1 protein-coding gene is annotated in these 4523 nt (G+C 74.6%); it reads left to right on the top strand.

Annotation, left to right across the window (positions count from 1 at the left end):
* Positions 1–4523: type I polyketide synthase (locus GKQ77_RS28190; protein ID WP_219691747.1), on the top strand; the 4523-nt coding region annotated here is incomplete at both ends.

Below are 4523 nucleotides of genomic sequence, written 5' to 3' on the forward strand. Positions count from 1 at the left end.
GCCCACCTACCCCTTCCAGCACCAGCACTACTGGCTGGAGACGACCGCTGCCGCGGGGGACGCGGGCGCGACCGGACAGGCGGCGGTCGAACACCCCCTGCTCGGGGCGGCGGTGGAGCTTGCCGGGACGGATGTCACCGTGCTGACCGGCCGGCTGTCGTCGCGAACACACGACTGGCTCGTCGACCACGCGGTCTCCGACACCGTTCTGCTGCCCGGCACGGCCTTCGTCGAGATGGCGCTCCGCGCGGGCGACGAGGTGGGCGGCGACCACCTGGAGGAACTCACCCTGCGGGCGCCGCTCGTCCTCTCCGCGACCGACGCCGTCCAGCTGCGGGTCGAGGTGGGCGAGGCCGACGACGCCGGACGGCGCCCCGTGCACGTCTACTCCCGACCCGACGGCGAGGGGACGGGTGTGCCCTGGACCTGCCATGCCGCGGGTGCGCTCACCTCGGGGGGTCCCGCGACGTCCGCGTGGGCTCCGCGGGTGTGGCCCCCGGTGGGCGCGGTGCCGGTGGACATCGACGGGCTCTACCCGTCGCTGACCGCCCTCGGCTACCAGTACGGCCCCGCCTTCCAGGGAGTGCGGGCGATGTGGAAGCACGGGGACGAGGTGTACGCCGAGGTGGTGCTGGCGCCGGAGCGGCACACCGAGGCCACCGCCTTCGGCATCCACCCCGCGCTGCTCGACGCGGCCCTGCACGCCGGGCTCACCCCGGCCGGCCCGGGGGCCGAGCGGGAAACGGAGCCGCCGAGGCTGCCGTTCGTGTGGTCCGACGTACGGCTGTACGCGACCGGTGCCACGCACGTGCGGGTGCGGCTGACCCCGACCGGCCACGACACCCTCGCGGTGCGGGTAGCCGACACCGAGGGCGCGCCGGTCGCCTCGGTCGGTTCGTTGGCGATGCGTCCCGTCGACCCCGCGAAGCTGGACGGGGCGCGGGGCGGACGCCACGACGCGTTGTTCCGCATGGAATGGGTGCCGGTGAGCCCGCCCGCGCGGGATGCCGAGCAACCCCCTGCCGGCCCGTGGGCGCTGGTGGGTGACGACGGACTCGGGCTGGGTGCCGTCCTGGACGGCGCGCGAGTGCGACCGTACGCGGACCTGTCCGAACTCAGCGGCGCGTTCCAGGAACTCGCCGCCACCGACTCCCGACCCGGACTCGTCCTCGCCTGCCAACTGCCCGACGACGCCACAGCCCTGACCGAGGACACCACCGACGCCGAGGACGCCGGCCAGGCCGGGAACGCCCCCTCCGGTGCCCCCGCCGCCGCTCGCGCCGCACTCCTCAAGGCGCTCTCCCTGGTGCGGTCATGGCTCGCCGACGAACGGTTCGCCGACACCCGGCTGGTGCTGATCACCCGTGGCGCGGTGGCGGCCGGCCCCGAGGAGCGGCCGGACCTCGCCTCCGCGCCGGTGTGGGGCCTGCTGCGTACCGCGCAGACGGAGAATCCGGACCGATTCGTCCTCCTCGACATCGACGAGGACGAGCGTTCCCTACGAGCCCTGCCCGCCGCGCTCGCGGGCGGGGAACCGCAGCTTGCGGTGCGCGGGGGCGCGGTCCTGGTGCCACGGCTCGTACGGGTCGCGGCCGATGGCGCACCGACTCCCTCGCGGGAGCGGACGGCGTGGGATCCCGAGGGCACGGTCCTCGTCACCGGCGGCACCGGCACGCTGGGCGGTCTGCTCACCCACCACCTGGCGGCCGAACACGGGGTGCGGCATCTGCTGCTGGTCAGCCGCCGTGGGCCCGAGGCCGCGGGCGCCGGGGAGCTGGTGGAGCGGCTGGCCGGGCTCGGCGCGACGGCCACGGCGGTGGCGTGCGACGTCGCCGACCCCGAGGCGCTCTCCGGCGTGCTGGCGGGGATACCGGCCGAGCATCCGCTGACCGCGGTCGTACACCTGGCGGGCGTCCTTGACGACGGCCTGGTCTCCTCACTGACACCCGAGCGGCTCGACGCGGTGCTGCGGCCCAAGGCGGACGCGGCATGGCACCTGCACCGGCTCACCCGGGACCGGGATCTGGCGGCGTTCGTCCTGTTCTCCTCGGTGATGGGCGCGCTCGGCGGCGCGGGGCAGGGCAACTACGCGGCGGCGAACGTCTACCTCGACGCGCTGGCCGCGCACCGAAGGGCCCAGGGACTCCCGGCCACCTCGCTGGCCTGGGGCCTGTGGGACCAGCGCAGCGACATGACGGGGGAGCTCGACCGGGCGGACCTGGCCCGGATGGCCAGGGTCGGCCTGACGCCCCTGCGGTCGCGGGAGGGCCTTGCCCTGTTCGACGCGGCCGTCGCTCTCGACGAGCCGACGCTCGTTCCCGCCCGCCTCGACACCGCGCGGCTCGCCCAGGGCGGCGGCGGACCGCTGCCCGCGGTGCTCGGCGCCCTGGTGCGTCCCCGTGCCGCCCGGCGTACGGCCGCGGCCGGTGCGGCGAGCGGTACCGGGGGCGGGGAGCGGTTCGCCGGGATGTCCGTGGCCGAGGCGGAGCGCGAGCTGACGGAGATGGTGCGCGCGCACGCCGCGACCGTCCTGGGGCACGCGACACCGGAGGCGGTCCGGCCGGACAGCGCCTTCAAGCAGCTCGGCTTCGACTCGCTGGCCTCCGTCGAGCTGCGCAACCACCTCAACGCCGCCACCGGTCTGCGCCTTTCGCCGACAGCGGTGTTCGACCATCCGACGCCGGCCGCGCTCGCCCGTCATCTGCGCGGCGCGCTGCTCGGGGAGACGGCGTCCGCCGCCGGGCCCGCGCTCGCGGCTGCCGCGTGGGACGAGCCGGTGGCCGTGGTGGGCCTCGGCTGCCGGCTTCCCGGCGGCGTGGGATCGCCCGAGGAGCTGTGGGACCTCGTCGCCTCCGGCAGTGAGGCGATCTCCGGGCTGCCGACGAACCGCGGCTGGGATGTCGCGGGCCTGTACGACGCCGATCCGGACCGGTCGGGCAAGAGCTACGTACGCGAGGCCGGATTCCTCTCCGACCCGGCGGCGTTCGACGCCCCGTTCTTCGAGATCAGCCCGCGCGAGGCGACCGCCATGGACCCCCAGCAGCGGCTCCTCCTGGAAGTCGCCTGGGAGGCGATCGAGCGGGCCGGCATCGACCCGACCACCCTGCGCGGCAGCCCGACCGGCGTCTTCGTCGGCGCCATGACCCAGGAGTACGGACCCCTGCTCCACGAGCCCGCCGAAGGGCTGGACGGCCTGCTGCTGACCGGCAAGATAGCCAGCGTGATCTCCGGCCGACTGGCCTACTTCCTCGGCCTCGAGGGTCCGGCGATCACCGTCGACACGGCGTGCTCGTCGTCGCTGGTGGCGTTGCACCAGGCGGCGCAGGCGCTGCGCCAGGGGGAGTGCACCCTCGCGGTCGCGGCCGGTGTGTCGGTGATGACCACGCCGGGTGTCTTCACCGAGTTGAGCAGGCAGCGCGGGCTGGCGGCGGACGGACGCATCAAGGCGTTCGCGGCCGCCGCCGACGGCACCGGCTGGGGCGAGGGCGCGGGCGTACTGCTGCTGGAACGCCTCTCGGACGCCCGGCGCAACGGACACCCCGTGCTCGCCGTCATCCGTGGCTCGGCCGTCAACCAGGACGGCGCGAGCAACGGCCTGACCGCCCCGCACGGCCCTTCGCAGGAACGCGTCATCCGCCAGGCCCTGGCCAACGCCCGCCTCACGCCGGACGAGGTCGACGTGGTCGAGGCCCACGGCACCGGCACCACCCTCGGTGACCCGATCGAGGCGAAGGCACTGCTCGCCACCTACGGTCAGGGCCGACCGGAGGAGAGGCCGCTGTGGCTGGGCTCGCTGAAGTCCAACATCGGCCACACCATGGCGGCTTCCGGGGCCGCCGGTGTGATCAAGATGGTGATGGCTCTGCGCAACGGCGTGCTGCCCAAGACGCTGCACGTGGACGAGCCGACCCCGCATGTCGACTGGTCGGTGGGCGCGGTGGAGCTACTGACCGAGAACCAGGCCTGGCCGGAGACCGACCGACCGCGGCGCGCGGGCATCTCGTCGTTCGGCATCAGCGGCACCAACGCGCACCTGGTGCTGGAACAGGCCCCGCAGGGCACGGAACAGGGCACCGAGCAGAGCACGGACGGCACCGCGGAAGACGTACCCGAGCAGCCGGCGGTGGCGACGGACGGTCCGCTGCCGTGGGTGGTGTCGGGCAAGAGCGTGGCGGCGCTGGAGGCGCAGGCGGGGCGGCTCGGGGAGTTCCTGGCCACTGAGGCCGGGGCTGATGTGTCGGTGGCGGATGTGGGGTTGTCGCTCGCGGTGTCGCGGTCGGCGTTCGAGCACCGCGCGGTCGTCGTCGGCGGGGACCGGGCGGACCACAAGGACGCGCTGGCCGCGCTGGCCACCGGCCGCCCCTCCCCGCAGGTGGTCACCGGCACACAGGTCGCTGAACCCGGCAGGACGGTGTTGGTGTTTCCGGGTCAGGGGTCGCAGTGGGTGGGGATGGCGGTGGAGTTGCTGGATTCCTCGCCGGTTTTCGCGGCGCGGTTGGGGGAGTGTGCGGGGGCGGTTGAGG

It is taken from the genome of Streptomyces anatolicus, assembly GCF_019400875.1.
GTDB lineage: Bacteria > Actinomycetota > Actinomycetes > Streptomycetales > Streptomycetaceae > Streptomyces > Streptomyces anatolicus.